General features: G+C 63.6%; 26 protein-coding genes and 1 pseudogene. 15 read left to right on the forward strand and 12 right to left on the reverse strand.

Going from position 1 to position 25,078, the window contains the following annotated elements:
* Positions 1-18: 18 nt before the first annotated feature.
* The 3 genes from AWB72_RS10565 to AWB72_RS10575 all read right to left on the reverse strand — a co-directional run bounded on the left by AWB72_RS10565 (position 19) and on the right by AWB72_RS10575 (position 4,084).
* Positions 19-3,195: an efflux RND transporter permease subunit gene (locus tag AWB72_RS10565; protein WP_040052342.1), complete on the reverse strand. Its 3,177-nt coding sequence runs from the start codon at positions 3,193-3,195 to the stop codon at positions 19-21.
* Between the two features lie 221 nt (positions 3,196-3,416).
* Entirely contained in the window at positions 3,417-3,683 is a 267-nt protein-coding gene (locus AWB72_RS10570; protein ID WP_143754608.1) for a DUF4148 domain-containing protein, read from the reverse strand.
* A gap of 122 nt (positions 3,684-3,805) precedes the next feature.
* On the reverse strand, positions 3,806-4,084 hold the full coding sequence (locus AWB72_RS10575) for a DUF4148 domain-containing protein (RefSeq protein ID WP_040052148.1): 279 nt from the start codon (positions 4,082-4,084) through the stop codon (positions 3,806-3,808).
* 217 nt (positions 4,085-4,301) lie between these two features.
* Here AWB72_RS10575 and AWB72_RS10580 point away from each other — a divergent pair, with 217 nt between their 5' ends.
* On the forward strand, positions 4,302-5,633 hold the full coding sequence (locus tag AWB72_RS10580; RefSeq protein ID WP_040052343.1) for an Nramp family divalent metal transporter: 1,332 nt from the start codon (positions 4,302-4,304) through the stop codon (positions 5,631-5,633).
* Between the two features lie 7 nt (positions 5,634-5,640).
* On the opposite strand, the gene motB is transcribed toward AWB72_RS10580, so the two are convergent.
* Both motB and motA read right to left on the reverse strand, forming a co-directional pair.
* Positions 5,641-6,624 (reverse strand): flagellar motor protein MotB, encoded by a 984-nt coding sequence (motB, locus tag AWB72_RS10585; protein WP_040052149.1) that lies wholly within the window; start codon positions 6,622-6,624, stop codon positions 5,641-5,643.
* Between the two features lie 30 nt (positions 6,625-6,654).
* Entirely contained in the window at positions 6,655-7,524 is an 870-nt protein-coding gene (gene motA / locus AWB72_RS10590; protein ID WP_040052344.1) for a flagellar motor stator protein MotA, read from the reverse strand.
* A 228-nt stretch (positions 7,525-7,752) separates the two neighbouring features.
* On the opposite strand from motA, the pseudogene AWB72_RS10595 reads away from it, so the two are divergent.
* Together AWB72_RS10595 and AWB72_RS10600 are read left to right on the forward strand one after the other, a co-directional pair.
* Positions 7,753-8,585: pseudogene (locus AWB72_RS10595) on the forward strand (helix-turn-helix domain-containing protein).
* Between the two features lie 108 nt (positions 8,586-8,693).
* Complete coding sequence (locus AWB72_RS10600; RefSeq protein WP_040052151.1) at positions 8,694-8,966, forward strand: hypothetical protein; 273 nt, start codon at positions 8,694-8,696, stop codon at positions 8,964-8,966.
* Between the two features lie 75 nt (positions 8,967-9,041).
* On the opposite strand, the gene AWB72_RS28860 is transcribed toward AWB72_RS10600, so the two are convergent.
* Positions 9,042-9,209: a hypothetical protein gene (locus tag AWB72_RS28860; RefSeq protein WP_159459355.1), complete on the reverse strand. Its 168-nt coding sequence runs from the start codon at positions 9,207-9,209 to the stop codon at positions 9,042-9,044.
* A 148-nt stretch (positions 9,210-9,357) separates the two neighbouring features.
* The gene (locus AWB72_RS10610; RefSeq protein WP_040052153.1) at positions 9,358-10,659 is read right to left on the reverse strand and encodes an MFS transporter; all 1,302 of its coding nucleotides are present in this window, start codon (positions 10,657-10,659) and stop codon (positions 9,358-9,360) included.
* A 501-nt stretch (positions 10,660-11,160) separates the two neighbouring features.
* Between AWB72_RS10610 and AWB72_RS10615 the strand changes: the two genes are divergently transcribed.
* The 4 genes from AWB72_RS10615 (at position 11,161) to AWB72_RS10625 (ending at position 13,732) form a co-directional block, all read left to right on the forward strand.
* Positions 11,161-11,904, forward strand: a complete 744-nt coding sequence (locus AWB72_RS10615; protein WP_040052154.1) for a response regulator transcription factor — start codon at positions 11,161-11,163, stop codon at positions 11,902-11,904.
* Positions 11,905-12,199: 295 nt separating this feature from the next.
* Positions 12,200-12,946: an AraC family transcriptional regulator gene (locus AWB72_RS10620; RefSeq protein WP_052450056.1), complete on the forward strand. Its 747-nt coding sequence runs from the start codon at positions 12,200-12,202 to the stop codon at positions 12,944-12,946.
* 20 nt (positions 12,947-12,966) lie between these two features.
* On the forward strand, positions 12,967-13,311 hold the full coding sequence (locus AWB72_RS28485) for a hypothetical protein (RefSeq protein ID WP_143754609.1): 345 nt from the start codon (positions 12,967-12,969) through the stop codon (positions 13,309-13,311).
* A 10-nt stretch (positions 13,312-13,321) separates the two neighbouring features.
* Positions 13,322-13,732: a response regulator gene (locus tag AWB72_RS10625; protein WP_040052155.1), complete on the forward strand. Its 411-nt coding sequence runs from the start codon at positions 13,322-13,324 to the stop codon at positions 13,730-13,732.
* A 47-nt stretch (positions 13,733-13,779) separates the two neighbouring features.
* On the opposite strand, the gene AWB72_RS29140 is transcribed toward AWB72_RS10625, so the two are convergent.
* A complete protein-coding gene (locus AWB72_RS29140; RefSeq protein ID WP_167550952.1) occupies positions 13,780-13,950 on the reverse strand; it encodes a hypothetical protein in 171 nt (56 codons plus the stop codon).
* 86 nt (positions 13,951-14,036) lie between these two features.
* Between AWB72_RS29140 and AWB72_RS10630 the strand changes: the two genes are divergently transcribed.
* The 3 genes from AWB72_RS10630 to AWB72_RS10640 are packed head-to-tail and all read left to right on the forward strand — an operon-like array spanning position 14,037 to position 18,271.
* Positions 14,037-14,708, forward strand: a complete 672-nt coding sequence (locus AWB72_RS10630) for a glutathione S-transferase (RefSeq protein ID WP_040052156.1) — start codon at positions 14,037-14,039, stop codon at positions 14,706-14,708.
* A 48-nt stretch (positions 14,709-14,756) separates the two neighbouring features.
* Entirely contained in the window at positions 14,757-16,394 is a 1,638-nt protein-coding gene (locus tag AWB72_RS10635) for an ATP-binding domain-containing protein (RefSeq protein ID WP_040052157.1), read from the forward strand.
* 32 nt (positions 16,395-16,426) lie between these two features.
* Entirely contained in the window at positions 16,427-18,271 is a 1,845-nt protein-coding gene (locus AWB72_RS10640) for an ATP-binding response regulator (RefSeq protein WP_040052158.1), read from the forward strand.
* 18 nt (positions 18,272-18,289) lie between these two features.
* Here AWB72_RS10640 and AWB72_RS10645 read toward each other — a convergent pair whose 3' ends face one another.
* Both AWB72_RS10645 and AWB72_RS10650 read right to left on the reverse strand, forming a co-directional pair.
* Complete coding sequence (locus tag AWB72_RS10645; protein ID WP_040052159.1) at positions 18,290-19,144, reverse strand: helix-turn-helix domain-containing protein; 855 nt, start codon at positions 19,142-19,144, stop codon at positions 18,290-18,292.
* A 189-nt stretch (positions 19,145-19,333) separates the two neighbouring features.
* Entirely contained in the window at positions 19,334-20,002 is a 669-nt protein-coding gene (locus AWB72_RS10650; RefSeq protein WP_040052160.1) for a TetR/AcrR family transcriptional regulator, read from the reverse strand.
* A 159-nt stretch (positions 20,003-20,161) separates the two neighbouring features.
* On the opposite strand from AWB72_RS10650, the gene AWB72_RS10655 reads away from it, so the two are divergent.
* Positions 20,162-20,680 (forward strand): DUF6622 family protein, encoded by a 519-nt coding sequence (locus AWB72_RS10655; RefSeq protein ID WP_040052161.1) that lies wholly within the window; start codon positions 20,162-20,164, stop codon positions 20,678-20,680.
* 69 nt (positions 20,681-20,749) lie between these two features.
* On the opposite strand, the gene AWB72_RS10660 is transcribed toward AWB72_RS10655, so the two are convergent.
* Together AWB72_RS10660 and AWB72_RS10665 are read right to left on the reverse strand one after the other, a co-directional pair.
* Complete coding sequence (locus AWB72_RS10660; protein ID WP_040052162.1) at positions 20,750-20,953, reverse strand: cold-shock protein; 204 nt, start codon at positions 20,951-20,953, stop codon at positions 20,750-20,752.
* 75 nt (positions 20,954-21,028) lie between these two features.
* On the reverse strand, positions 21,029-21,277 hold the full coding sequence (locus AWB72_RS10665) for a hypothetical protein (RefSeq protein ID WP_040052163.1): 249 nt from the start codon (positions 21,275-21,277) through the stop codon (positions 21,029-21,031).
* Between the two features lie 208 nt (positions 21,278-21,485).
* On the opposite strand from AWB72_RS10665, the gene AWB72_RS28865 reads away from it, so the two are divergent.
* The 4 genes from AWB72_RS28865 to rhmD all read left to right on the forward strand — a co-directional run bounded on the left by AWB72_RS28865 (position 21,486) and on the right by rhmD (position 25,076).
* On the forward strand, positions 21,486-21,644 hold the full coding sequence (locus AWB72_RS28865) for a hypothetical protein (protein WP_159459356.1): 159 nt from the start codon (positions 21,486-21,488) through the stop codon (positions 21,642-21,644).
* Between the two features lie 122 nt (positions 21,645-21,766).
* Entirely contained in the window at positions 21,767-22,528 is a 762-nt protein-coding gene (locus AWB72_RS10670; RefSeq protein WP_040052164.1) for an SDR family oxidoreductase, read from the forward strand.
* A gap of 25 nt (positions 22,529-22,553) precedes the next feature.
* Complete coding sequence (locus tag AWB72_RS10675) at positions 22,554-23,873, forward strand: MFS transporter (RefSeq protein ID WP_040052165.1); 1,320 nt, start codon at positions 22,554-22,556, stop codon at positions 23,871-23,873.
* A 24-nt stretch (positions 23,874-23,897) separates the two neighbouring features.
* Entirely contained in the window at positions 23,898-25,076 is a 1,179-nt protein-coding gene (gene rhmD / locus AWB72_RS10680; RefSeq protein WP_040052166.1) for an L-rhamnonate dehydratase, read from the forward strand.
* Positions 25,077-25,078: the final 2 nt, after the last annotated feature.

Raw genomic sequence — 25,078 nt, forward strand, 5'->3', positions numbered from 1 at the left:
CTTCGGACGTGAGACGGTTTAGCTTGGATCGTTGTGCTGCGCATCTTCGTTGCGCCGCGCCTTGCGTGCGAGGCGCGAATGAATGCCCGCGAACACGAGCGGCACGAAGAAGAGCGTCGATACGGTTGCGAACAACAGTCCGCCGATGACCGCGCGTCCGAGCGGCGCGTTCTGCTCCGCGCCTTCGCCGAGGCCGAGCGCCATCGGGATCATGCCGATGATCATCGCGAACGCGGTCATCAACACGGGACGAATACGGCTCGCGCCTGCTTCGAGCGCGGCGGTGAGCGGCGGCGCGCCGGCCGTGAGACGCTGGCGCGCGAACGAGACCATCAGAATGCTGTTCGCCGTGGCGACGCCCATCGTCATGATCGCGCCGGTTAGCGCGGGCACGGAGAGATGCGTGCCCGTCAGGAACAGCATCCATACGATGCCCGCGAGCGCGGCAGGCAGCGCGCTCACGATGATGAGCGGATCGATCCACGACTGGAAGTTCACGACGATCAGCAGGTACACGAGCACGATCGCCATCGCGACACCCACGCCCAAGCCGAAGAACGACGTGCGCATGGTTTCCACTTGTCCGCGCACGGCGATCTGGCTTCCACGCGGCAACGTGCGGCGCGCTTCATCGACGAGATGATTCACCTGCCGCGCGACGCTGCCGAGATCCCGGCCTTCGACGCTCACGAAGAGATCGATGACCGGGCGGATGTTGTAGTGCGTGACCACGGCGAATTCGCTCTGCGGCGCAAGGCGCACGAGATTGCCGAGCAGTTGCGTGGGCCCGCTCGTCGACGCGGATACGGGCGTGCGCATCAGTTCATCGATCGACGAAACCTGATACTGCGGCGTCTGCACGGCGAGGTTGTATTCGACGCCATTGCGCGGATTGAACCAGAAGCCCGGCGATGTCTGCGAGCTGCCGGACAATGAAATCAGCACGTTCTGCGCGACATTGCTCGCGGACAAATTGAGTTGCTGAAGCCGCGTGCGGTCCATTTGCAGGTTCAGCGTCGGCTCGTCTAGCTTCTGCTGGATGTGCGTATCCACGTTGCCGGGAATCATGCGTATCTGCTTCATCAGCTTGCTCGCGACCTGAAAGTTCGCTTGCTGGTTTTGCCCTTGTATCTGCACGTCGATGGCCGCGGGCAGCCCGAAGTTCAAAATCTGCGTGACGATATCGGCGGGCTGAAAGAAGAATTCGACGCCGGGAAAGCGGCGCGGCAGCAGGTTGCGCAACGTATCGATGTAGTTTTGCGTCGGCGCATGATCGGGCTTGAGCGCGACCTGTATCTCGCCATCGAGGGTGCCGATGGTGCCCGCATTGCTATACGAAAGATTGATGCCGCTATAAGGCAGACCGAGGTTGTCGAGGATGGTCGCGAGTTCGTCTTGGGGCACGACCTGACGCACGACCTTCTCGACTTCATCCGCGAGACGCGCCGTTTCCTCGATGCGCGTACCCGTTGGCGCACGCATGTGCATGCGGATATCGCCCGCATCGACAGTCGGAAAGAAGTCCTCGCCGAGCAGGAAGACGAGTCCCGCCGACATCACGCAGAAGCCCAGAAACAGCGTGGCGAAGAGCCGCCGCCGCACGAGCAGGCTGCTCAGAATCACGATATACGCGCCACGCATGCGCTCGAAGCCGTGATCGAAACGCCGGTACAGCCGCGCGAAGAGATTGGGCTTTTTGTTCGCATCGGGTGCGTGCGCGTGGCCCATCAGAAGCATGGCGAGCGTCGGCACGAGCGTGCGCGACAGGATGTACGACGCGATCATCGCGAAGACGACGGCCTCCGCGAGCGGCACGAACAGATAGCGCGCGACGCCGGTGAGAAAGAACATCGGCACGAACACGATGCAAATGCACAGCGTCGAAACGAGCGCCGGCACCGCGATTTCGCCTGCGCCTTCGAGAATGGCGTCGTGAAGATCGGTGCCCAAATGAAGATGACGTTCGATGTTCTCGATGGTCACGGTCGCATCGTCCACCAGAATGCCGACCGCGAGCGCGAGACCGCCGAGCGTCATGATGTTGATGGTCTGTCCGAGCGCATGCAGCGCGAGCAGCGAGGAGAGAATCGAAAGCGGTATCGAGATCGCGATGATGCACGTGCTGCGCCAGTTGCCGAGAAAGAGCAGGATCATCGCAGCGGTGAGGGCCGCTGCAATCAGCGCTTCGCGAACCACGCCCTGGACGGCGGCCTTGACGAACACGGATTGATCGAAGAGCGCCGTGATCTTCAGGTCTTGTGGCAACGAAGCGCGTGCTTGCGGCAAGAGGTCCTGCAACGTATTGACGATGGAGAGCGTCGACGCATTGCCGTTCTTCAACACGGAGATGAGCACGCCGCGCCTTCCGTCCTGCCGCACGATGTTCGTCTGCGGCGAGAAGCCGTCGCGTACGTGCGCCACTTCGCGTAGATACGTGGTCGCGCCGTTCACCGTGCGCACCGGAATGTCGTTGAGGCCCGCGACGGTCGTCGGCGACCCGTTCATGTTGATCGTGTATTCCTTCGGGCCGATCTTTGCGGTCCCGGTCGGAAGAATGAGGTTCTGCGCATTCACCGCGCTGACGACATCGGTAGGCGTGAGACCCTTGGCGAGCAGCGCGCGCGTGTCGAGATCGACGGAAATGAGCCGCGTCTTGCCGCCGTACGGATAAGGCACCGCTGCGCCCGGAATGGTCACGAGCTGCGGGCGCAGGAAGTTGAGCGCCGTATCGTTCAGGTCCTGCTCCGACTGCTTCGGACTCGAAAGCCCGAGCTGAATCACCGGAATGCTGGAGGCCGAATAACTGATGACGAGCGGCGGCGTCGCGCCCGGCGGCATCTGGCGCAACTGCGCCTGTTCGACGGCTACCGTCTGCGCAATCGCCGTCTGTATGTTCGCGGTGGGTTGCAGAAACAGCTTGATGATCGCGATGCCGGGCAGCGACTGTGACTCGATATGCTCGATGTTATTGACCGTCGTCGTGAGACTGCGCTCGTTGACGGACGTGATGCGATTGGCGATGTCCTCGGCCGACAGGCCCGTGTAATTCCAGATGATGCTGACGACGGGAATATCGATTTCGGGCAGGACGTCCACTGGCGTCGTCAACAGGACGAAGGGCGTGGCGAGCAGGATCATGATGGCCATCACGATGAACGTGTAGGGCCGCTTGAGCGCAACGTTGACGATCCACATTGAGTCGTTCGGAAAATGCGAGGGAAGGGCGCGGCGATGTGTAAGCGGCGCGCGATGATCGATGAACGCGATGCGGCAATCGTGTTCGGTGACGCTATGGTAGTGGCCGGGCCCCAACGACAATATGACGTGAAAATGGCGCTTTCGTCATCTAAGGGCGTTTGAAAGAAAAAAGAGACATGAGCGGTCGCATCGACGCGATCGCCCGATGCGACGGCGGTTCAGTTCGCGGATGAATCGTCCGTATTGGCGGGGACGTTGAGAGGCCGGGCCGGACGATAGACGCTCGCGCCGGTATAGATGCCGTCCTTGATATCGAGGAAACTGCCGGGATAGCGCTGGTCGTCCACGCCGGGATAGTAGCCGGCGCGTTCGGCGCGAACGAGATCATCGACGACTTGCTGACGCGTGAGACCGCTGGTTTGCGCTGCCGCGACGATGGGCGACAGCGCAAGAATGGCGGTGGCAATGCGTATGACTGGCTTCATGGCGGACTCCTCATACCAGGTGATGAAGGAACGCGACTGCGGTGCGCGGCCACGGCATCCGCGCGCGGCCTTCTTCATTCTAGGCACGCGCCATGAGGTTCGCATGCAAAGCTGCGTCTACGTTATTGCGGCGTCTGTCCCGGAGGCGTGGTGGACATCGTGCGGCCGGACGCCGACGTGCCATCCGGCGATGCGCCATACGCGCTTCCAGACTGGATCTTTTCTTCCGCGGCCTGGATGTTGTTGGGATAGAACGCGTCGCGCTCGGACGGGTTGTAGCCGGCCTGTTCGACTTGTTTCAACTCTTCCTTGACCTGCGCGCGCGTGAGTCCTTCCTGAGCGACGGCGGCGAGGGGCGAAGCGATGAATGCGGCGATGGCAATGCGTGTGACTAGCTTCATGGCGGACTCCTCATTGCAAGTGATGGGCGATCGCGGCATGCGCGCCAGGATCACGTGCAAATTCTATTTGTCGGACGGTGACGAGATGCTGGCATCCAGATGGCGCGTCGGTCAGATGAATCGCCGGGCACGTGTCTGAAAGACCGCGCAGCCGGTGATAGACTCGCCTGCTCATCGGGCCTTGCGCCGCGCTTATATCGACACCGGAATTCATCAATTGCCGTTCAAATTGCCGACCACGGCGACCGCGCCGTTCTGCCCGTCCGAAGTCAAAGGCTCCGTCATCGTCGCGCCGGGCGCGCCGCTCTGGAAGAAGCTGCTGCAATTCGCGGGGCCGGGCCTGCTCATCTCCATCGGCTACATGGACCCCGGCAACTGGGCGACGGATATCGAAGCCGGCTCGCGATACGGCTATGGCTTGCTGTTCGTCGTTCTTTTGTCGAGTCTCGCGGCAATGGTGCTGCAATGCCTGTCGATGCGCTTGGGCATCGTCACGGGCCGCGATCTCGCGCAGCTTTCGCGCGAACGTTATTCGAAGCCCGTCGCGCATGCGCAATGGATGCTCGCGGAGCTTTCGATCATCGCGTGCGATCTCGCCGAAGTGCTCGGCGGCGCGCTCGCGTTTCACTTGCTGTTCGGTTGTTCGCTCATGTGGGGCGTGGTCTTCACCGCGTTCGACACGCTTATCGTGCTCGGGCTGAAGGGCAAGAATTTCCGCGATCTCGAAGCGATCATGCTCGGGCTCATCGCGACCATCGGCGTGGGATATGTCGTGGAACTGGCGCTGGTGAAGCCGCATTGGCCCGCGGTGGCGGCGGGGCTCGTGCCGTCCATCGACATGCTGTCGAATCGCGAGCCGCTCTATCTCGCCATCGGCATTCTCGGCGCCACCGTCATGCCGCATAACCTGTATCTGCATTCGTCGATCGTGCAGACGCGCGTCGTCAATCGCGATGAAAAAAGCCTTGCGTCCGCGATCAAGCTGTCGCGGCTCGATACCATCGTGTCGCTTCTGCTCGCGCTTTTGATCAACGCGGCCATCCTCATTCTCGCGGCCTCCGCGTTTCATGCGACGGGGCATACGCAAGTCACCGAAATCGAGGATGCGTACAAGCTGCTCGCGCCGATCGTCGGCACCGGACTCGCCGCGATTCTCTTCGCGGTGACGCTCTTCGCTTCGGGGCAAAGCTCGACCTTCACCGGCACCATTGCGGGGCAGGTCATCATGGAAGGCTTCTTGCGCCTGAAAATTCCGTGCTATCAGCGCCGACTGATCACGCGCGCGCTCGCGCTCGTGCCGGCTGTGATCGGCGTGTATCTGATGGGGAACGGCGCGGTGGGGAAGCTGCTGGTCGCGAGTCAGGTCGTGCTGAGTTTGCAGCTGCCGCTCGCGCTTTATCCGCTGATTCGCATGACGAGCGATCGCGATTTGATGGGCAGGTTCGCGAACGCCTCGCATACGAAGGCGCTCGCGTGGCTGCTGTTCATCGTGATCAGCGCGGCGAACGTGTGGCTCGTCGTGCAGACCGCGATGGAGTGGTTCGCTTAAGCGCTGCTTACTTGACCACGCCTACCGCAAGGTTCGATTTCGCCGCGACGGCAGCGGGAATCGCGGTATCGGCGGGCAAGGCCTGATCCGCCGTGGTGCGTCCGCCATCGCGGAAGAACGCGAGTTCGGCGGCCTTGTTCAGCACGAGAATGCTGATGCGGCGATTCGTCGGCTCGTCGATGACGTTCTTGTTCAGCGGCAGCACGTCGGCGAGACCGCGCACCTGCAGCACCTTGCTTTCCTTCATGCCGCCCGTGACCAGCGCGCGGCGCGCCGCGTTCGCGCGCTCACTCGACAGTTCCCAGTTCGAATAACCGGCCTGACTGCCCGAGTAGGGCACGGCGTCCGTATGGCCCGCAATCGACACGCGATTGTCCACGTCGTTGAGCGATGCGCCGATGTTCGCGAGGATCGTCGTCACATAGCTTTCGAGCTTCGAGCTGCCCGATGCGAACATCGGCCGCTTCAGCGAATCGACGATCTCGATGCGCAAGCCTTCGCTCGTGATCGCGATGCGGATCTGGTCCTTGAACGCACGCAACGCAGGCGTGTTTTCGATGAGCGCGGTCAGCTTCTGCTTCAGTTGTTGCAAGCGCTGCAGGTCTTCGGCCGCGACGGACGCGCGCGCCACCGAAGGCGGAATGGGCTGCGGCTGGCTCTTGTTGGCTTCGCCCGGACGCGAGCTCGACAAGTCCTTGCCGCCGCCGTCGACGATGCTCGTATGCGCCGACGCGCCGCCTTCGTTGCCGAAGAGCGCGGAGAGCGGCGTGTTGAAGTACTGTTCGATGCCTTCCTTGTCGTACTTCGACGTGGAGCCGAGCAGCCACATCAGAAGGAAGAACGCCATCATCGCGGTGACGAAGTCGGCGTAGGCGATCTTCCATGCACCGCCATGATGCCCGCCGTGGCTGCCGCCTTTCTTCTTGCGGCGCACGACGACGGTGGGCGCGAGCACCGATTGCAACGGGTCGCGTGAAGGTCTTTCAGCCATGAGCGCTATTCCTTTCGATCAACGCGTTCGTCAGGCCGACTTCGGCATCTTGGTGGCGCGCACGGCGTCGTCGAGTTCCTGGAAGCTCGGACGATCGGCGGTGAACAGCACCTTGCGGCCGAACTCGACGGCGATGGTCGGCGCATAGCCGTTCATCGACGCGAGCAGCACCGACTTCACGCACTGGAACGGCTTGGCTTCGGCCGCGCCCTTCGCGTTGAGCAGGTCCGCAAGCGGGCCGATGAAGCCATACGCGAGCAGAATGCCGAGGAACGTGCCGACGAGCGCGCCCGCGATCATCTCGCCGAGCACGGCGGGCGCGGCGCCCACGGAACCCATCGTATGCACGACGCCCATCACCGCCGCGACGATGCCGAACGCGGGCAGGCCATCGGCCATCTTCTGAATCGCGTTGGCGGCAACGGAGCTTTCCGCGTGATGCGTTTCGAGTTCTTCGTCCATCAGGTCCTGCAATTCCAGCGCATTCACGTTGCCTGCGGACATCATGCGCAGATAATCGACGATGAAGTCGAGCAGGTGATGATCGGCCATCACGTGTTCGTACTTCTGGAAGAGCGGGCTGGCTTCGGGCGCATCGACATCGGCTTCGAGCGCCATCATTCCTTCCTTGCGCGCCTTTTGCAGCAGCTCATAAAGCAGCGCGATCAGCGAGAGATATTTCTCTTTGGTATAGCCGCCGCCCTTGAACACTTTGGGCAGCGCCTGAAGCGTCTTCTTGAGCGTGGCAGTGGGATTCGATACGACGAATGCGCCGATCGCTGCGCCGAAAATACACAGCAATTCAAACGGCTGAACGAGTGCGGCAAGGTGGCCCCCGACGCCGATGAAACTCCCGATCACCGAGCCGATGACCAGAACCCATCCAATAACGACAAACATGATTTCTCCGCAAATGTCTGGGCTCTGCGAGCCGTGCGCGCTCGATCGACGAAACACGCACGGCTCGCAAAGCATTGTCTGCAATGATGCTGGGCTTTTTAACGGCGCGGTACACGTGAAGATTTAGGGGCGCTTGCGCAAACATTTCGAACGGCCGTATGACACGGTAAATGTTACGTGGCGAATTACCTTCGAGGTAATGGATGACACGCGCGCGCTTCATCTAATATCGGCGCATGGACACACTCTTTAAGCCCACGACGCGGCCCGCGCCCGCCACCGTCGGCACGCTGCTGCGCGAATGGCGTCAGCGCAGGCGCATGAGCCAGCTCGATCTCGCGGGCATCGCGGACGTATCGACGCGGCACTTGAGCTTCGTCGAATCGGGACGGTCGATGCCGAGCCGCGACATGCTCATCCGCCTCGCCGAACAACTCGATGTCCCGCTGCGCGAGCGCAACACGCTCTTCGTGGCCGCGGGTTATGCGCCGCTGTATCGCGAACGCGCTCTCGCCGATCCGCAACTCGATGCAGCGCGCCGCGCCGTCGATCTCGTGCTGAAGGGGCATGAGCCGTATCCCGCGCTGGCCGTCGACCGGCATTGGACGATGATCGCCGCGAACGCCGCGCTCGGGCCGCTGGTCGCGTCGGCGGATGCGTCGCTGCTCGCGCCGCCGGTGAACGTGCTGCGGCTGTCGATGCATCCGCTGGGACTCGCGAGCGTCATCGACAACTGGCACGAATGGCGCGCGCATTTGCTCGCGCGCGTGCGGCGTCAGGTCGAAGTATCGGGCGATGCGACGCTCGCCGCGCTGATGAAGGAACTCGAGGCGTATCCCGCGCCGCCGCATGCCGGGAACGCGCTGCACGGCGAACCCGATGCGGTCATCGTGCCGCTGCGTTTGCGCACGGCACATGGCGTGCTTTCGTTCTTCAGCACGACGACCGTGTTCGGCACGCCCGTGGATATCACGTTGTCGGAACTGGCGATCGAAGCCTTCTTTCCGGCCGACGATGCCACCGCTGCCACGCTACGCGAACTCGCCGCCGCGCGCCGTTGAGGTCAGGCTTACAAAAAGGAACCTGCGGACGCCGCGCGGATCAATAATGGAAACGTTGCGCGCTCGCGCGCTGACGATATCTTGTCCAACCAACGCGGAAGAGCAGCCATGATTCAAACATTCGAACAGGTGATCGGCGGTGAACGCATGCAGTTCTGCGCCAGCATCGCGGAAGGCGGCGGGCCGCAACGCGTCATCATCAGCCGCGCGGATTCGGCGGAATCGCTCGTGATCGTCGAGGCCGACGGCATCATCGGCGCGATCAAGGCGGAAGTGGAAGCGCCCGACACGTTCGTCGCGGACGCGGTGCGCAAGGCGCAGCAGGAAGCGCTGATCGAACGCGCGCTGGAAACAGGCACGGTGCAGACGACGAGCCTGTAACACACGTCATGGTTTGAATAATGCCCGCGCGGTTTCGCACCGCGCGGGCATTGCTTTTTGCGCGTGCCGCGTGACTTACATGCGCGGTTCGCCGTTGTGCGGATCGGCGGGGACCATCGGCGTGGCCGAATCGGGGCCGTCGGGCATATCGGGATCTTCGGTATTCGGCGGGGCGTCGGGATCGAGCAGCTTGTCCGGGTCCGGCTCGATGTTTTCTTCCGGTGAGCGAGGCATGGTCGACATGATGGCGTGATCTCCGGGAAAGTGACGAAGGCGCGCGTTCACGCGCTTGGCCTTGGCGCGTGCAACGGGCGTTCCCGGTGCCTGCATGGCAGACAAAAATGGCGCGCTCCGAACCGCGAGCGCGCCATCGATCGTCGAGCCGCGACGCTTATCGCGCAGCCGGCGCTTCCTTGATGAAGAGCGTCGTCAGCGCGCCCACGACACACAACGCGCCGACGTACAGCGCGGGCGCCATCGGGCTCGACTTCATCATCAGCGAAACGACGATCGGCGTGAGTCCGCCGAACACCGCATACGCGACGTTGTACGAGAACGAGATGCCCGAGAAGCGCACGGCGGGCGGGAAGGACTTGACCATCACGAACGGAATCGCGCCGATCACGCCGACCGTGAAGCCCGTGAACGCATACCACGGCAGCAGCACGGAGGCGTCGACCGCGACCTGCCTGAAGAGCGCGTAATACGACACGGCCAGCATGATGCCGCCGATGAAAATGGTCTTGCCCGCGCCGATGCGCCCCGCAATCGCGCCCGCCAGCACGCAGCCGACGGTCAGGCAAAGCGTCGCCGCGCAGTTCGCGACGAGCACGGTCGCCGGTGCGATACCGAACTGCTTTTGCAGGAGCGTCGGCGTCATCAGGATCACGACGACGATCGCAGCGGACAGCATCCACGTCAGCAGCATCGACACGATCACGGCGCGGCCATGATCGCGCAGCACGGCCTTCAGCGGAATCTCCGCCGCGAGCGACTTGCGCTTTTGCAGTTCCGCGAACACCGGCGTTTCATGCAGCCAGCGGCGCAGATAGACGGAGCACAGCCCGAACACGCCGCCGAGCAGGAACGGCAGACGCCACGCGAAAGCGGCGACATCGGCGGGGACGAAGCTCTTGTTGATGGCCGTCGCGATCAGCGAGCCGAGCAGGATGCCCGCCGTGAGGCCGGCCGTCAGCGTGCCGCACGCATAGCCGATATGACGGCTCGGCACGTGCTCCGACACGAACACCCACGCGCCCGGCACTTCGCCGCCGACCGCCGCGCCCTGCATCACGCGGAACAGCAGCAACAGCACCGGCGCCATCATGCCGATGGACGCATACGTGGGCAGCACGCCCATGAGAAGCGTCGGCACCGACATCAGCAGCACGGACAGCGTGAACATGCGCTTGCGTCCGAGCAGGTCGCCGAAGTGCGCCATGATGATGCCGCCCAGCGGCCGCGCAAGATAACCGGCGGCGAAGATGCCGAAGGTCTGCAATTGCCGCAGCCAGTCGGGAATCGAAGGCGGGAAAAACAGCTGGCCGATGACCGGCGCGAAGAACACGAAAATGATGAAGTCGTAGAACTCGAGCGCGCCGCCGAGCGCGGCGAGCGTGAGCGTCTTGTAATCGCCGCGCGTGAGCGAGCGGCCGGCGGCGTGCGACGCGCCGTCGAAAGGTGTTGCCTGCATCGAATGAGAACCCGTAATGAGAAAAGCCACGCGTGCCGTCAGCGACGCATGGAACGAGGCGATGCCCTGCGGGATGTCAGACGCGCCGGGTGAGCGCGAAACGGGAACGACTCGGGCGCGGATTCGAAGCCGGCGCCCGTCAACCGCACTGCGCGTGACGACGGGCAGCCGCGGCGCATGCTCTCGCGGCGTCCCGGTAAAGACGGCGAAAGCGGGGTTTGGGCCATTGTGAGCCAAAGGCGGCATGTTACAGGATGTAAGTCTCCACTACACGAATTTTCGCAGTCGGACGATTGCGCGGTGGCGCCCGCGAGACGCACGCCGTGACAAGTGATGACATGCGTTGACAATTTCGGATCAATCCGATGGGAAAGGGATGCCCGGCTGACCAGAATGCGTGCCTGTATTCGGCGTCTCTTTTTGTAACGAGACGCCCGGGGAATGCCGCGGGATCAGTGCGGCGTTCGGCCCATGTCCCTTAGACTCATCAGGCTTGACACTATGCGCGTCGCCGTTTTGCAAACCGACACAAGTTATCGAAACCTCATCAGCGACGTCGTGAAACGGCTCGGCCACACGGTCGTGACCTTTGGCGACGGTCTCATGCTCTCCAAGGCGCTTTCGCGCTCGACGGTCGATCTGCTGATTCTCGACTGGAATTCATCCGGTCTCTGCGGTCTCGATCTTCTCAAATCTGTGCGTTCGAGCTTCGGCGAACGCGTGCCCGTCATGTTCGCCACGCCCGACGGCGCGGAGCACAACGTCGTGTGCGCGCTGACGGCGGGCGCGGACGACTACGTGGTCTATCCCATCCGTCCAGGCGAATTCGGCGCGCGCATCGAAGCGTTGCTGCGCCGCGCGTTCCCGGCCACGTCGAGCGCGTGCCTCGAAATCGGGCCGTATCGTTTCGATTCGCGCCAGCAGACGGTCACGGTGCGCGGCCGTCCCGTGCAGCTGAGCGGCACGCAGTTCCGCCTCGCGCAGCTTTTCTTTTCGAACATCGGTCGTGTGCTGTCCCGCGATCACATCTTCGCGATGGTCTGGGGCCGCGAGTTCCGCGAAACCACGCGCACCATCGACAGTCATGTGTCGCGTCTGCGCCTCGCGCTGGAAATCGAGCCGGTGAACCATTTCCGCCTGCAGCCGGTGTACAAGAGCGGCTACCGCCTCCTGCATCTCTACGATGACAACGAGGATTCCGGCGACGACCACGCGGAACCGGAGCGTGCGCGTATCGCCGCGTGAAGCGTCGAGGCCGAGCAGCACCATGAAAAATGCCGTCGCAAGACGGCATTTTCGTTTTCAGCTCAGCTTTCGCGTGAAAGATCCGGCAGCGCGGGCTGCGTTTCAGCATCGAAGGCCAAAGAATAGTGGGGACAGCGCCAATATTGACTCGATTTCAGCGCCCCTATAATCGTCGCAAAAATCACGCATACGACCAACCGCGAAACGCACGATGAGCACGCAGGGCCTTACTGCCGGACACGTTTCGCGCGATGCGGTGCACGTCGATGCGCCGCCGCCTTCGTCGCTGAGCGACATGCTCTCGCACTTCGCTCTGCTCGCGCCGGTCTTCGATGCGATGCCGGACATCGTCTTCTTCGTGAAGGACCGCGACGCGCGCTACGCGATGGTCAACCGCACGCTCGCGCGCCGTTGCGGCCACAAGGACGACAAGACCGCGCTCATCGGCAAGACCGCCGAGGACGTGTTTCCGCGCCGCTTCGGGCGCATCTACACGGCGCAGGATCAGGCGATCATCGCGCAGGGCGTGCAACTCATCGATCAGCTGGAACTGCATCTGTATCCCGGACGCGAGCCCGGCTGGTGCATGACCTGCAAGCAGCCGCTTCACGGTGCGCAAGGGAATATCGTCGGGCTCGCGGGCATTTCGCGCGACCTGCAGGCGGCCGAAGGAACGCATCCGGCATATAGCCGGCTCGCGGCGGTCGTGCAGCATATTCAGGAAAATTACGTGCAGCCGCTCAACATGCGCGATCTCGCCAAGATGGCCAACATGTCGATCGCGCAGCTCGAACGCTATTTTCACAAGGTCTTTCATTTGACGCCGCGACAGGTGCTGCTGAAGACGCGCCTCGATGCGGCAACGGCGCTGCTCGTCACGCACGACAAGGTGACGGACGTCGCGGCGCTGTGCGGCTACACCGATCACAGCGCGTTCACGCGTCAGTTCAAGGCGACAGTCGGCATCACGCCGACGGAATATCGGGCGCTGTTGCAATCGCCCGCCGCGCGTTCGGACGTGCCGAGCCTTGCAAACGTCTGACGTGCAAGAAGGGATGGACCATGCCGGAATTACACGGTCGTGCGCATTGGTGGTGCAGCTGGGAAGAAATGGCCGGAATCGCCCGCCCCGTACGGCGGGGCATTCCGGCGAAAGGACCGCTCGCCGGTCCGGAATTTGCTGTTGGGGAAATTGCTGGGATTACGGCGACCGGCCAGTCGAGCTGGCGCCGCCCGGACACCGCGAGACGTTCCGCACCGGCGCACGCGCGGCAAAAAGATACGGTGCGTTCGGAATTCCCGCTGCGTTTTTCTGTCAACCGAAGCGCACCTGCGCGACGCGAAGACAAGGACGAAGCGGCGAGCCGTGGAGACCGCGCGCACGAGAATTCCGTTTTTGGCAGTTGAAAACAAAATCATGAACGAAGTAGCAAGACTGGGGCATACGCGGATCGTACTCATCGAAGACGATCCCGAGAGCAGGGCGTCACTGCAGATGTTGCTGGAAGATGAAGGAGCCGAGGTCATCGCCGTGGCCGACGCCGAAGACGGCGTGGAAACCGCGATCCGCGTGCTTCCCGATGCAGTGATCTGCGATCTCGACCTTCCTGGAATGGACGGTTTCTATCTCATCCAACGTTTGCGCGACCACGAAATACGCGGAAATCTGCCGCCTTCCGTCGCCATTGCGCTGACGGGGCACGACGGCGACGCATATCGATTACGAAGTATCGGCGAAGGATTCCAGCATTTCATGACGAAGCCCGCGCATCCCGACGCGCTCGTCACGCTGATTCAGGACGCGCTCAACGCACGCGTCGTCGCCTGACGCCGAGCTTCAAGGCGCGCGCCGCGATGCACGCGGCGCGCCGCACGCTATGAACGGTCGCGATTGCGCGCCCGCGTGGCGCCCGTGATCACCGCGATACCGAGCAAAATGACCGCGACGATCGCGACCGTATGTTGCGCGACGTGCATGGCGACGAGCGCCCACGACACGCCGCCGATGAAAATAAGCCATCCCACGAGATAAATGATGAGCGTCATCGGGTTCTCCTTTTCCTTGTCTTAATGGCAATGTCCTTGAAGCAGGACATAGCCTGCAAGATGCGTACCGAATGCGACCGCACGCCATGCTCATCGTCCATCACCTCAACAATTCACGGTCGCAGCGCGTGCTGTGGATGCTCGAAGAACTCGGCGTCGAATACGAACTGAAGCGTTATCAGCGCGATCCGCGCACGATGCTCGCGCCGCGCGAACTGCGCGCCGTGCATCCGCTCGGCAAGTCGCCGGTCATAACGGATGGCGCGCTGACCGTCGCGGAGTCGGGTGCGATCATCGAATATCTCGTGGATCGTTATGGCGAAGGACGCTTCTCGCCGCCGCATGGCGCGTCGCCGGAACGCGTGCGCTACAACTACTGGATGCACTACGCCGAAGGCTCCGCGATGCCGCCGCTCCTGATCAAGCTCGTCGCATCGCGGATTGCGGGCGCGAAGATGCCGTTCTTCGCGAAGCCGATTGCCAAGCGCATCGCGGGAACGCTGCAGTCGAGTTTCATCGATCCGCAACTGAAGCTGCATTTCGGCTATATCGACGGCGAGCTTGCGAAGTCGCCGTGGTTCGCGGGCGATTCATTCAGCGCCGCCGACGTGCAGATGAGCTTCCCGCTCGAAGCCGCGAGCCAGCGCGCGGGCGCGAACGACCTGCCGCATATCCGCGCTTTTCTGGAGCGCATTCACGCGCGGCCCGCGTATCAGCGCGCGCTCGAACGTGGCGGCCGATACGACTATGCCGATTGACCCTTGCGTACAATGAGCGCACGCGCATTGACCAACACAAGGTAACGCATGGCTCGAATCGTTCCCGACGACTGGAAGAATCTCGAAGCGACCGGCGCCGCCGCGCGCGAACTGGAGACGCTCGCGCAACTCGAAAAGCTGCCCGAGGATTACACGGTCTATCACGGCGTTCACTGGACGCGCATCAACGAAGGCTTTTCCGTCTTCGGCGAGGCGGATTTCGTCGTGGTCGCGCCGTCCGGCCGCGTGCTGATGATCGAGATGAAGGCGGGTTTCCTGCGCGAAACCGGCGCGGGGCTCGTCAAGGTCTATTTGCAGAAGGAACGCAACGTCGCCATTCAGCTTGCGCGCACGCTCGAAAACCTGCACCGGCGGTTCACGGCGGCGTTCGGCGCGGGGACGTACCGGATCGAGGAACTGCTCTATTGCCCCGACTACACGGTGAAGGACGCGGCGATTGCGGGCGTGCCGCCGGGGCGCATCGTGGATGCGAGCCGCAAGGCGCAACTCGCGCGCGTCGTGCTGGAGATTCTTCCGCCCGACGAGCCGCGTTTCGAAGCCGCCGCGCGCATCCATCACTTCCTCGCTGACGAACTCTCGCTCACGCCCGATACCAACGCGCTCGTCGGCGCGGCGAACACGCTCGTCACGCGGCTGTCGGGCGGTCTCGCGACATGGGCGCGGCGGCTGGAATTCGAGCCGTTCCGCCTGCGCGTGATCGCGACGGCCGGCGCGGGCAAGACGCAGCTCGCCGTGCGCGTGATGCGCGATGCGCTCGCCGCCGGCAAGAGCGTGCTCTACGTGTGCTTCAACCGGCCGCTCGCGGACCATATCCGCGCCATCGCGCCGAAAGAGGCGAAGATCGCGAACTATCATCAACTGAGCGCGGCCGTCGCGCGCGATGCCGGCAGTCCGCCCGACTTCAGCCAGCCCAACGTCTTCACGACGCTCGAAGAGCGCTTCGCCGCCGTGCCGGTGCCGGAGCAGTGGAAGACGGACGTGCTGATCGTCGACGAGGGACAGGATTTTCATGCGGCGTGGGTCGAATCGCTCGAACGGCTGCTCAATCCGGACGGCGCGTGGTGGTGGCTCGAAGACCCGATGCAGAACCTGTATCTGCGCGAGCCGGTGCCGCTGCCCGGCTGGACCATCCTGCGCGAAACCACGAACTATCGCAGCCCGCGCGACTTGCTCGGTTTCATCCGCAAGATCGTCGGGCCGGAAGTGCGGCTCGATGCGGGCAGTCCGTTCGACGGCTCCGACGTCACCATTTCGACCTACGAGGACGGCCATCCCGAGGAAGTGATCGAAGCGACCAAGCGTGCCATCACGCACGCGCTCTCGCTCGGCTTTCGCAAGCAGGATATCGCGGTGCTGTCGTTCCGCGGGCGCGAAGGCTCGGCGCTGACGGCCGTGGATCATCTCGGGCCGCATCGGCTGCGCGCGTTCACCGGCACTTATGATCTCTTTGGCAACCCGGAGTATCGCGAGGGTGACGTGCTGCTCGAATCGATATATCGCTTCAAGGGGCAATCCGCGCCGTGCGTGGTGCTCACCGAAGTCGATTTCGACGCGCTCGACGACCAGGCCGCGCGCAAAATCTTCGTAGGCGCGACACGCGCGACGATGAAGCTCATCGTGGTCGCGTCGGAGCGTGCAGCGCGCGAAATCGACGCGCTCAGGTAGCGCGCGCATCGCGCGTCGGGTATCGAACGAACATGGCCATTACGCGCAACGACTCTCTGTTTCGCGCGCCCAGTGCGCGCCCGCTGCTTCGCCGCCTGTGGTACGCGGTGATGTTCGTGCTCGCGGTTGCGCCGCCGTTCGGCGTGGTCGGCTACATGCTGTACTCGGGGCTGGTCGCGCGCGAGACGCATCGCGCGGTCGCGCCCTACCAAGGGCAGTACTGGAACGCCGCGCAGTTCCAGATCGCGTACGAGCGTTTCGAGACGCAGGTGCTGCTCTTGCGCAATGGCATCGACGAAGACGCCGAAGCCGTGCGCTCCAGCTACGCGCGGCTGCGCGCGCGGCTAGACGACGCATCGAATTCGGCGCGCATGCCCGAAGAACACGAAGCGCTGAGCAATCGTCAGGCGGAGATCGTGCGGCAACTGCGCACGGCGCTCGGTTCCATCCAGCTCGATGTGGAAAGGCTGAGAGGCGACCGGCAGCGCACGTTGCGCATCATCGGCGTTCTGCGGCAGAACGCGCCCGCCGTCGCGGAACTGGCGAGCGGCCGCCGGCTCATGGATGCCGCCGAGCACGAGGCGATCGTCGGCGATTTCGAGGCGAAGCGCCGCTATCTGATCTATAGCGGCGTGCTGCTCGGCATGCTTTCGGCGGCGGCGACCTCGCTGCTTTTGCTCAACGGCTATCGCCGCGCGCGGCTCATCGAGCAGCAACGCGCCGCGCTCGCCGCCGAGCATCAGGCGACGCGGGCGGCGCGCGAAGCGGGTGTCGCGAAAGACACGTTTCTCGGCATGATCAGCCACGAGTTGCGCACGCCGCTGCACGCCATCGTTTCGTCCATCGAACTGCTCGGGCTGAATCTGCGCGGCGAGGCGGACCGCAAGATCATTCAGCGGCTCGAAACCGGCGCGCGGCATCTCGAAGCGCAAATGCGCGATCTGACCGATTACGCGCGGCTCGGCGCGGGCAAGCTCGAACTGCGCGTGACGGTGTTCGATCCGGTGGAGCTGCTCGATTCGATCGTCGATGCCAACGCGCCCGCCGCGACCGCGAAGGGGCTGCATCTGCGCGGCGGGTATGACGGCAAGCGCGGGCCGTTGGAGTCGGACCCGCATCGCGTGCGGCAGATCGTGACGAACCTCGTCACCAACGCCATCAAGTACACGGACGCCGGCTCCATCGAAGTGCATTTCGCGCGCTCGGACAAGCGCCTCGACATCACGGTGACGGACACGGGGCCGGGCATCGCGCGCGAAAAGCTGCCGCTGATTTTCCAGGAGTTCACGCAGCTCGATTCGTCCAGCACGCGTCGTTTCGACGGCGCCGGGATGGGCCTCGCGGTCGTGCGCGGGCTTGTCGATCTGCTCGGCGGGAACATCGAAGTGGCGAGCGAAGTGGGCGAAGGCGCGGCGTTTCGCGTGAGCCTGCCGGTGACATCGGTGGAGCGCATTCCCGAGGCCGGCCCCGACGACGCCGATGCGCCCGGCGCGGGCAAGTCCCGCGTGCTCGTGATCGACGATCACGAAGCGATCCGCGAGTCGCTGACGGAAATGCTGACGCATCTCGGCTACTGGGCGATCGCGGTGCCGGACGTGGACAGCGCGCTCGCGTGGCTGCGCGCCTACGACGCCGACGTGATCCTCGCCGATCTCCACATGCCGGGCAAGGACGGCTATTCGTTCGCGAGCGAATATCGCGCGCGCACCGCGCCGGGCGCGAGCGTGCCGATCATCGCGGTGAGCGCGTATGTGCCGGAACTGGTGGACCCGAGCGCATCGGTGTTTTTCTTCGACTACCTGCTGAAGCCGGTGCGCTACGAAGTGCTGAAAGCCGCCGTGCATCGCGCGGCCACGGCGCGGCGGCGGGCGGCTTGAGCGCTCGCGCCAAGGTGATCAGGCGCGCAACAGCCGTTTCGACAGATCCGCGACCAGAATGCCGAGCCGCGCGGGCTTTTCGAAACAGGTGACGTTGTAGTCGCGAATAATCTGGCTGATCTCGGACTCGCTCGCCTTGCCCGTGGTCAGTTCGCCCGTGAGCACGAAGACCGGCGCATCCGGATTGTCCGATTCGCGCACGGCCTGAATCGCGCCCGCGGACGTGTGGGTGCCGAACAGCCAGTCGATGACCACGGCATCGAACACTTGCGACTGCAGCGCGTCGAGGAACGCGTCGAGGCCGTAGAACGCCATCGCCGTGAAGCCGGTCATTTCCAGATAATCGTGCAGATTGTCGGCGGAAGCGTGATCGTCGTCGACGACCGCGATGATCGGCTTTTCGGTATCCGTGCGGCGCGGCAGGATCTCGATCTTGTGGACATCGCAGCCTTCCTGCAACAGCACGCCTTCGTGTCGCGTGACGACCCAGCGGGCGTTCAGTTTCTGCGCGATGAAATCCGGCCGCGTGCCGGCGTCGAGCGAATTGCCGATCCACGCGGTGCACGGAATCTCGACCGATCCGAGTTTCAGCACCGCGTCGTGCGGTATGCCTTCGGTGTCGTCGGGGCGCGTGTCGATGGCGTCGAAGAGCTTGAGCGCGGGCTCGTCGAAAGCATCGGCGACGCGGCGAATCTGCGCGATCGTCCACGGACTGTTGCCGCGCAGCTTGCGATGCCCCTGCGAAAAGCTGAGATCGAGAATGCGGCACAGTTCGGCGGTTTGCTGCCGCTTGCCGATGCCGTGACGGCTCATGAGCTCGCGCACGCGTTCGGCGACGGCGAGCGATTCCGAGGAAGACGTTTCAGTGACCATACTGCCAGGCGGGTGCTGTAAGTGGCGGCGCGGCATGGCGCCGGGGCGCATCGCGCGCACGCGGCCGATACGCAGTAAACGCTGATTGTAAACGTCTGCGCGAACTGCTCGAAAAAACGAAACGGTCGTTGCACCGATATTACGCGCCGATGACCGGGAATGGCGTTCGCTGTCGCGCACTATCGCGGTTCAGAAACCGTCGATCACGGCATCGACGAGTTCGCGCGGCGTCGCGAAAGCGCCTGCCGCAGCCGCGAGGCCGTTCAGCCGTTGATCGACCAGCAGCGACGCCAGTCCGTGCACGTGTCCCCACGCGGACGCCATCTTCACCGCTCGCGCGGCGTCCATCTTGCCGAACGCGCTGGTGCCCTCGGCGGGTCGTTCGGACGACGCATCATCGAAGACGCCCGCCAGTCCGCCCGCCGACATCCGCCGCGCTTCGACGAGCGACGGCCGGTTCGTATCGAGCAATTCGTTGCGCGACATGAGCCGAAAGAGATCGGGATTCTCGACAGCGAAATCGATATAGCCATGCGCGATCGCGCGTTGACGCTCCGCGCCACTGCCGGCTGCCGCCGCGCGCTTCGCCATCGCGTGCGCGAGCCGGCGATGTCCGCTTGCGGCGAGTTCGCTGAGCACGCCGGCCGTATCGCCGAAATGATGCTGAGGCGCCGTGTGCGAGACGCCCGCTTCCCGCGCGATCGCGCGCAGCGTGAGACCGCGAAGGCCATCGCGCCGGAGGACGGCTTCTGCGGCGGCGAGGAGCGCATCGGGTAAAGAACCGTGATGGTAAGCGTGCGGCGCGGTCGTCTTCGTCGATGGACGGCCGCGCTTGCGGGCAACGGTGGTGTTCTGCATAGGAATGGGAATGCGCCGGTCGATCAATCTTTACAATGTAAATTTATGTTGACGCAGCCGCGCGAGAAAGTCAAAATCTTTCCAACGTAAAGATTGATCGGCGGGACGAAGTCAGAAGCCGGTGAACCTTATTCAACGCATCATCTCTGGAGAACGAACATGTCTTTCGCAGCGATTTTGTCGGGCACGCCGGTATACGTGTGGGTGCTGTTGGCCGTCCTCGTTTCGCGCGGCCTGAAGGCGATGAAAGGCGGCACCGCGCCGCTTTCGACACTGGCCATCGTGCCGGCGGTATTCGCCGGCTGGGGCTTGCTGCATATCGTCACGGGACCGGCTGCCGGCGTGGAAAGCGCGCTGATGTGGTTCGTGGGCGGGCTGCTCGGGATCGGCGTCGGCGTGGTGCAGGCGAAGACGAGCGGGCTGAGCGTGGATCGCGCGGCGCGCACGGTCACGCTGCCGGGCTCGATCGTGCCGCTCGCGCTGATTCTGGTGACGTTCGCGTCGAAGTTCTGGATCGGCTTCGAGCTTGCGACGAGCGGACCGGTCGGCATCGATTCGACTTTCGTCGTGCTCAACGCGCTGGTGTCGGGTGTGGTCGCGGGGATTTTCGCGGGTCGCTTCCTGATCTACTGGATGGCGCTGCGCCCCGCCGATGCACCGGCGCTCGAACGCGTGTGACCGGCCATCAGCGACAAAAAAGCCGTGAAACCGTTGCCGGCCTCACGGCTTCGTCGTTGGCTTTATCGTTTATTGCGGCTGGATGTTCGCGGCTTGCAGACCCTTCGGGCCCTGACGCACTTCGAACAACACCTTTTGATTTTCCTGCAGCGACTTGTAGCCGTCCGCACGAATCTCCGAGAAATGCGCGAACACGTCGGGCGTGCCGTCATCCGGCTTGATGAAGCCGAAACCCTTGGTGTCGTTGAACCATTTCACAGTGCCAGTTGCCATTGTTTCCTCTTCTTCTACAGCGTTGAGCGAGGTTCGTCCTCGCGTGGTGGATCGATTTCGTCGTGCGCCGGCAGGTCAGGCCAGCGCGGCTTCTTCGGGCATTTCGTCGAGCAGCGTCGCAAGCTGGCTTTCTGTATCGCGTCCGCTGAATTCGCGCAAGGTCGCGAGCAGCGTGCGCCACGGCGCGGGCCAGCGGGTCTCGCGCACGCATCGGCCGGTGGCGGCGTTGGTGATGCGGAGCAAGGTGGTGTCGGGATAGTAGGTCAGGGTGACGGGCATTCCGTCGAGAACACAGGTAGCGGTGCAGGCTTTCGGTTTGAACATGCTTTTTTAGTTGGTCAATGTTGATCGCTGTCACTCAGCGGTGCGTCGTCTTGAGCAACGCGCGTGCCTGACCGCCCGTGGGCCGTGTTCCAATCGAACAAGCTCGAAAAATTGATCCGCACGTTTGAATACGATATTGCCAACTTAGGCATTAATTGACCGAAGTTATCGTCTTATACTGCGACGATCACATCCGGGAGTTTTTTCGATGTTCGTCGCATTTCTTCTTCTCTTGCCCATCGGCGTCGCTGCGATTTTTGCCCTTGCCATGTTCGCCGATAAGGTTCTGCACGCCACCCGCGAGCCCAAACCGGCCACGGAAGCCGCGCCGGAATCGCCGCGCCGGCCCAAGCTTCGCCGCCGCTGAAACTCGCGCGATCCGCTTTCGCTATCGAACGATTGCCCTTTCGAATTGTTACGCTATTGCCGCCGGTCTATAGTGCCTGTCACGGCACAAGCCGATGCAAAACAACGATCAGGAGACAAGGCATGAACCGTATCGATCTGGCAGGGCGCAGCGTCGTCATCACCGGCGGCGCGCGGGGCATCGGGCTCGCGGTGGCGGAGCGTGCGTTGGCATCCGGCGCGAACGTCGCGCTCTGGGACGTCGATGCGGAACGCCTGCAGCGCACGAGCGATGAACTCGCGTCGAAGCACCGGGAGCGCATCGTCAGCGACGCGGTCGTCGAACTCACCGACGAAGCGTCCGTCGAAGCCGCCGTGCAGAAGACGCTCGCCGCGCACGGCAAGATCGACGTGCTCGTGAACAACGCGGGCATCACCGGCGGCAACGGCACGACATGGGAGCTTGCGCCCGACGTGTGGCGGCGCGTGATCGATGTCAATCTCATCGGCCCGTATCTGACGTGCCGCGCGGTCGTGCCGCACATGCTGAAGTCGGGGTACGGGCGCATCGTGAATATCGCGTCGATCGCGGGCAAGGAGGGCAATCCGAACGCCTCGCATTACAGCGCGTCGAAAGCGGGGCTGATCGGGCTCACCAAGTCGCTCGGCAAGGAACTCGCGGGCAAGAACATTCTCGTCAACGCGGTCACGCCGGCCGCCGCCAAAACCGAAATCTTTGATTCGATGTCGCAGCAGCACATCGACTACATGCTCTCCAAGATTCCGATGAACCGTTTCCTCATGCCCGAGGAAGCGGCGTCGCTCATTCTGTGGCTCTCGTCCGAGGACTGCGCGTTCAGCACGGGCGCGGTGTTCGACTTGTCGGGCGGACGCGCGACCTACTGATCCGCACGTCTCACCGGAGAGAGACATGGAAAATTCCGCACACGCGGAAGGCGCCGTCACGTCGCGCGTGATGCGCCGTCTGCTGCCGTTCCTCCTGCTGATGTACGTGCTCGCATTTCTGGACCGCGCGAACATCGGCTTTGCGCAGAAGGCGCTGCAACAGGACACCGGGCTCACGAACGCTGCGTTCGCGTTCGGCGCGGGCGTGTTCTTCGTCGGCTACGCGATCTTCGAAGTGCCGAGCAACCTGCTGCTGCATCGCGTGGGCGCGAAGCTGTGGATGTGCCGCATCATGGTCACGTGGGGCATCGTGTCGGCGGCGATGGCCTTTGCTCATTCCGCGACCACGTTCTATCTGCTGCGCTTTCTGCTGGGCGTGGCGGAGGCGGGCTTCTTTCCCGGCATCGTCTATTACCTGACGCGCTGGTTTCCGCAGGCATCGCGCGCACGGGCGCTCGGCGTCTTCTACTTCGGCGCGCCGCTCGCGTTCATTTTCGGCGCGCCGCTGTCCGGGTTGCTGCTCGATCTGCACGGCATGCTCGGTCTCAAAGGCTGGCAGTGGCTGTTTCTCGTGGAAGGCCTGCTGGCGTCGATCGTCGGTGTGTGGGCGTTCTGGTATCTCGACGACGATCCCGCCCGCGCCCGCTGGCTCACGCCCGACCAGCGCGCGTGGCTCGCCGCGCGCCTGCATGACGATGCGCGCGCCGCGTCGTCGCACGGACCGCGCAGCGTGCTCGCCGCGCTCGTCGATCCGCGCGTGCTCGTGCTCTGCTGCGTGTACTTCCTGATCCAGGCCGCCGTGTATGGCGTCGTGTTTTATCTGCCGCAGCAGGTGTCGGCGCTGCTCGGCACCAAAGTCGGCTTTCGCGTCGGGCTCGTGACCGCGCTGCCGTGGATCGCGGCGGTCGTCGTCACGTGGATCGTGCCGCGTTATGCGGATCGCACGTCGAAGCATCGCGGGTGCGCCGTCGCGCTGCTCGCGATGTCGGGCGTGGCGATCGCCGTATCGGGCATCGCGGGCGCGCCGATCGTTTCGCTGATCGCGCTGTGTTGCGCCGCCAGCGGATTCATCGCCGCACAGCCGCTTTTCTGGACCTTCCCGACGCGCTATCTCACGGGCGCCGCTGCCGCCGCCGGCATCGCGCTCATTAATTCGCTCGGCGGACTCGGCGGATTCTTCGCGCCGATGGCCCGCACCGCCGCCGAAGCCGCGTTCCATTCGACGAGCGCCGGTCTCGCCGTGCTCGGCGCGGCGAGCGTGCTGGCCGCGCTCGTCATCGTCGCGTTCGTGCGCGTGCCCGGGCGTCATCCGGTTCCGGGCGGCGAGGCCGCCAACGCATCCTGATTCCAAGGTACAAGGAGACACAGCATGTCCATGCCGACCATCAAGTACGTGCGCGCCTTCACCGTTCGCGGCGGCGGCGCCGACTATCATGACCAGGGCGCCGACCACTGGATCGACGATCACGTCGCCACGCCGATGGCGCGTTATCCCGAGTATCGGAAGAGCCGGCAGTCGTTCGGGCTGAACGTGCTCGGTTCGCTCGTCGTCGAGATTGAAGCGAGCGATGGCACCGTCGGCTTCGCGGTGACGACGGGCGGCGAGATCGGCGCGTTCATCGTCGAAAAGCATCTCGCGCGATTCCTCGAAGGCCAGCGCGTGACGGACATCGAAAAGATGTGGGACCAGATGTTCAACGCGACGCTCTATTACGGGCGCAAGGGCATCGTGCTGAATGCGATCTCGGGTGTCGATCTCGCGTTGTGGGATTTGCTCGCAAAGGTGCGTAAGGAGCCGGTGTTCCAGCTACTCGGCGGCCCGGTGCGCGACGAGCTTCAGTTCTACGCGACCGGCGCGCGTCCGGACCTCGCGAAGGAAATGGGCTTCATCGGCGGAAAAATGCCGCTGCAGCACGGTCCCGCCGAGGGCGAGGAAGGACTCGCGAAGAACATCGCGAAGCTGGCTGACATGCGCGCGAAAGTCGGCGACGATTTCTGGCTGATGTTCGATTGCTGGATGTCGCTCGATCTCAATTACGCGAAGCGGCTGGCGACGGCCGCGCACGAATACGGCCTCAAGTGGCTCGAAGAAACGCTTCCGCCCGACGACTATTGGGGCTACGCCGAACTGCGCCGCTCGGTGCCGCGCGGCATGATGGTGACGACGGGCGAACACGAAGCGACGCGCTGGGGTTTTCGCATGCTCTTCGAAATGGGCTGCGCGGATCTCGTGCAGCCGGACGTGGGCTGGTGCGGCGGCATCACGGAACTGATCAAGATTTCCGCGCTCGCGGACGCGCATAACGTGCTCGTCGTGCCGCACGGGTCGTCGGTGTACAGCTATCACTTCGTCGTGACGCGCCACAACTCGCCGTTCGCCGAATTCCTGATGATGGCCCCGAAAGCCGATCAGGTCGTGCCGATGTTCACGCCCTTGCTGCTCGACGAACCCGTGCCGGTGAACGGCCGCATGAAGGTGCCGGAGACGCCGGGCTTCGGGGTGCGGCTCAATCCCGAATGCGCATTGACGCGGCCGTACACTCATTGACG

The organism is Caballeronia concitans, from assembly GCF_001544615.1.
Lineage (GTDB): Bacteria > Pseudomonadota > Gammaproteobacteria > Burkholderiales > Burkholderiaceae > Caballeronia > Caballeronia concitans.